This window comes from Reyranella soli, assembly GCF_007992495.1.
Lineage (GTDB): Bacteria > Pseudomonadota > Alphaproteobacteria > Reyranellales > Reyranellaceae > Reyranella > Reyranella soli.
On the sequence record NZ_BKAJ01000308.1, the window covers coordinates 1 to 3,947 of the forward strand.

The window sequence follows — 3,947 nt, forward strand, 5'->3', positions numbered from 1 at the left end:
TCATGAGCGCGCAAGATGCGCGCGGTCCGGAAGATTATGAGCGGGCCAGAGGCCCGCGCTCCCTTAGTTACCGTCCCGCGCGATCGCTCGGCAGCTTGTCGGCGGTCTGCAGCATCAGCCGCTCGACGCGGCCGCCCTCGACCAGATGCTTCTGCAGCACCTCGTCGATGTCTTCCTTGGTCGGGCAGCAATACCAGACGCCTTCGGGATAGATCACCAGGTTCGGCCCCAACTCGCAGCGGTCGAGACAGGCGGCGCTGTTTATGCGCACGTTGTTCAGGCCCAGCGCCTTGGCGCGGGCCTTCATGTGGTCGCGCAGCGCCTCGCCGTTCCTCTCCGCGCAGCAGCCGCGCGGATGGCCGGCCGGCCGGCGGTTGGTGCAGCAGAAGACGTGAGCTTCGTAGTATGGCTTGGGATCATCTGGCTTCTCACGATGGCTCATCGCTTCAGTCCTTCTTGCCGGTGGCGATGTTGGCGAGCTGGGACCAGAACGCCTGTTGGATCTGCTGCATCTGCTCGACCCCCTGCATGGAGGCGGGCAGCCAGGTCTTGAACACGGTCTCGGGGTTCATGGCGCCCAGGCTGGAGCGCAGGCGCTCCTCGATCTCGGCCATGATGCGGTCCTGCATCGGCTTGATGTCGGGCAGGCCGAAGAAGGCGCGCGCCTCCTCGGGCGTGCAGGTCACTTCGACGTTCACCTTCATGCTTCTCTCTCCGTTTGGACCCAACCTTAGGCGATCTGGGGCCGCCCGGCCATGCTATGACCGGCCATGGTTACGCCCTGGCTTGAAAAGAACCCACGCACTGCAAAAGGCCTGAAATTCGGCCGCGACCAGCAATATGTGATCAATCCCAACGGCATTGCCGAGCTCTGCGAAGAATTGAAGCAGTGCCCCAGGCATGTGCCGACGCCGCTCGTCGCGCTGCCGGCGCTGGCCGAGCGGCTCGGCCTGAGCGAGATTCGCGTCAAGGACGAGAGCCAGCGCTTCGGCTTCGGCGCCTTCAAGGCGCTGGGCGGCGTGATCGCCGTCTACAACGCACTGTCGAGCGCGGTCGGCGACGCCTACCACACCAATGCGAGCTTCGCCGACGTCATGAACGGCCGGCACAAGGAGGTCACGCGTCCGTTCGTGTTCTCGACCGCGAGCTCGGGCAATCACGGCCGCTCGGTCGCCGCCGGGGCAAAGCTGTTCGGCAACCGCTGTGTGATCTTCCTGCCCAAGTTCACCTCGGCCGAGAAGGAGGCTGCGATCCGCGCCCGCGGCGCCGAGGTGATCCGCATCGACGGCGACTACGATACCGCCGTCGCCGAGTGCAAGCGCCGCTCGCAGGAGAACGGCTGGGCGATCATCTCCGACACCTCGTGGGACGGCTACGACTCCGCGCCGCGCAGCGTCATGCGCGGCTATTGCGTGCTGGCGCACGAGGCCGTCACGCAATGGCAGCAGGCGCCGACCCATGTCTTCGTGCAGGCCGGCGTCGGCGGTTTGGCTGCCGCGGTGATCGGCTATCTGTGGGCCGTGCTGCCGACGCGGCCCACCTTCGTCGTCGTCGAACCCGAGAGCGCAGACTGCTGGTTCCAGAGCAATCGCGTCGGTAAGCCCACGCTGGCCAGCGGCAATGCCGACACGGTGATGGGAGGCCTCGCCTGCCGCGAGATCTCGCCCATCACCTGGCCGGTGGTCGGCGAGGCGACGGACTGGTTCATGACCATCGAGGAAGACCAAGTCCTGCCGGCGCGTCGGCTGCTCGGCCATCCGCTGGACGGCGATGCGGCGATCGCGTCGGGTCCGTCGGGCTGTGCCGGCATGGCCGGGCTCGCTCGTGTCTGCACCGACGAGGCGGCCTTCAAGGCGTTGAAACTCGATCGCCATTCCCGCGTTCTGTTGATCAACAGCGAAGGCAACCTCGGAGAAGAACCGGCATGAACCGCCTCGGCGCCGAGACCAGCCCCTACCTGCTGCAGCACGCCGACAACCCGGTGCATTGGTGGCCGTGGGGTGAGGAGGCGCTCGCCGAGGCCCGGCGCACCAACCGGCCGATCCTGCTCTCCGTCGGCTACGCCGCCTGCCACTGGTGCCACGTCATGGCGCACGAGAGCTTCGAATCACCGGACGTGGCCGCGGTGATGAACGAGTTGTTCGTCAACATCAAGGTCGACCGCGAGGAGCGGCCCGATGTCGACGCGATCTACATGCAGGCGCTGCAGGTGCTGGGCGAACCGGGCGGCTGGCCGCTCACCATGTTCTGCACGCCGGCGGGCGAGCCGTTCTGGGGCGGCACCTACTTCCCCTATCCTGCACGCTACGGCCGGCCGAGCTTTTTGGAGGTGCTGCGCGGCGTGTCCCAGGCCTTCCACGAGAAGCCTGAAGAGGTCGAGACCAATCGCGCCGGCCTGCTGCAGGCCCTGCAGCGCAAAGCAGCCAACAAGGCCGTCGAGTTCAAGGGCGACGGCCCGCCGATCCCGCTCGAACTCCTGGACCAGATCGCCGAGCGCATCGCCCAGGAATGCGATCCGGTATGGGGCGGCCTGGGCCAGGCGCCGAAGTTCCCCTCGCCCTACCTGTTCGAGATGCTGTGGCGCGGCTGGCTGCGCGATCGCTCGAAAACGAAGCTCTTCGACTCCGTCACCGTCACGCTCGACCGCATGTGCCAGGGCGGCATCTACGACCATCTCGGCGGCGGCTTCGCGCGCTACGCCACCGACAACGAATGGCTGATCCCGCATTTCGAGAAGATGCTCTACGACAATGCCCAGCTCGTCGATCTTCTCACGCTCGCCTGGCAGGAGACCAAGAGCACGCTCTACGCCACGCGAATCGCCGAGACCTGCGACTGGGTGCTGCGCGAGATGGTGGCTGAAGGCGGCGGCTTCGCCGCGACCTACGACGCGGACTCCGAAGGCGTCGAGGGCAAGTTCTACGTCTGGGACGAGGCCGAGATCGACGCGGCCCTGGGCGACGACGCGGCCTTCTTCAAGCAGGCCTATGACGTCACGGCCGAGGGCAACTGGGAGCATCACAACATCCTGCACCGCAATCGCGCCCCGGCGCTTCTAGGCGAGGCGGAAGAACGGCGACTGGCGAGCCTGCGGGCCAGGCTGAAGGCGGTGCGCGACAAGCGGGTATGGCCGGGCTGGGACGACAAGGTCCTGGCCGACTGGAACGGGCTCATGATCGCCGCACTCGCCAACGCCGCCGTCGTGTTCCAGCGCGACGACTGGCTTGCTGCCGCCGAGCGCGCCTGGCGCTTCGTGATGGACCGCATGCGCGATGAGCACGGCCGGCTGTTCCACTCCTGGCGAATCGGCAAGCGCCTGCACCGCGGCACACTCGACGACTACGCCAACATGGCGCGCGCCGGCATCGCCCTGTTCGAGGCGACCGGCGAGACGCGCCATCTCGACGAGGTGAAATCCCTGGTGGCGGTGCTCGATCGCCATTTCGCCGACAGCGCGGCCGGCGGCTATTTCATCACCGCCGACGACGCCGCCGACCTGATCGTGCGCACCAAGCACTGCCACGACAATGCCGCGCCGGCCGGTAACGGCACGCTGCTCGGCGTGTTCGCGCGCCTGTGGGTGCTCGACGGCGACGAGGCCTGGCGCGACAAGGCCGAGCGCCAGTTCGCCGCCTTCGCCGGCGAATTGGAGGGCAACTTCTTTCCGTTGATGACGCTGCTCAACAGCTACGAGCTGCTGCAGAGCGCGATGGAGCTGGTGATCGTCGGCGATTCGACCGCCAGCGAGACCGAGGCTCTACGTCGAACCGTCTATGCGCAAAGCCTGCCCAACAAGGTCGTCCGCCGGTTGGCGCCGGAATCCACCTTGCCGGCCCATCATCCCGCGGCCGGCAAGGGGCTGGTCGACGGCAAGCCCGCGCTCTACGTCTGCCAGGGCATGTCGTGCCGGCCGCCGATCGTGGATGCGGCTGGAGCCAACTTGCTCC

At 67.0% G+C, this 3,947-nt stretch carries 4 protein-coding genes; 2 read left to right on the top strand and 2 right to left on the bottom strand.

Annotated features, from left to right (window positions below; genetic code table 11):
* Nucleotides 1-67: 67 nt before the first annotated feature.
* Together RSO01_RS46130 and RSO01_RS46135 are read right to left on the bottom strand one after the other, a co-directional pair.
* On the bottom strand, nt 68-442 hold the full coding sequence (locus RSO01_RS46130; RefSeq protein WP_147157364.1) for a (2Fe-2S) ferredoxin domain-containing protein: 375 nt from the start codon (nt 440-442) through the stop codon (nt 68-70).
* A gap of 4 nt (nt 443-446) precedes the next feature.
* On the bottom strand, nt 447-704 hold the full coding sequence (locus RSO01_RS46135; protein WP_147157365.1) for a DUF6489 family protein: 258 nt from the start codon (nt 702-704) through the stop codon (nt 447-449).
* 66 nt (nt 705-770) lie between these two features.
* On the opposite strand from RSO01_RS46135, the gene RSO01_RS46140 reads away from it, so the two are divergent.
* Both RSO01_RS46140 and RSO01_RS46145 read left to right on the top strand, forming a co-directional pair.
* The gene (locus RSO01_RS46140) at nt 771-1,928 is read left to right on the top strand and encodes a diaminopropionate ammonia-lyase (protein WP_147157366.1); all 1,158 of its coding nucleotides are present in this window, start codon (nt 771-773) and stop codon (nt 1,926-1,928) included.
* Nucleotides 1,925-3,947: thioredoxin domain-containing protein (locus tag RSO01_RS46145; protein ID WP_147157367.1), on the top strand; the 2,023-nt coding region annotated here is incomplete at its 3' end. The genes RSO01_RS46140 and RSO01_RS46145, both read left to right, overlap by 4 nt.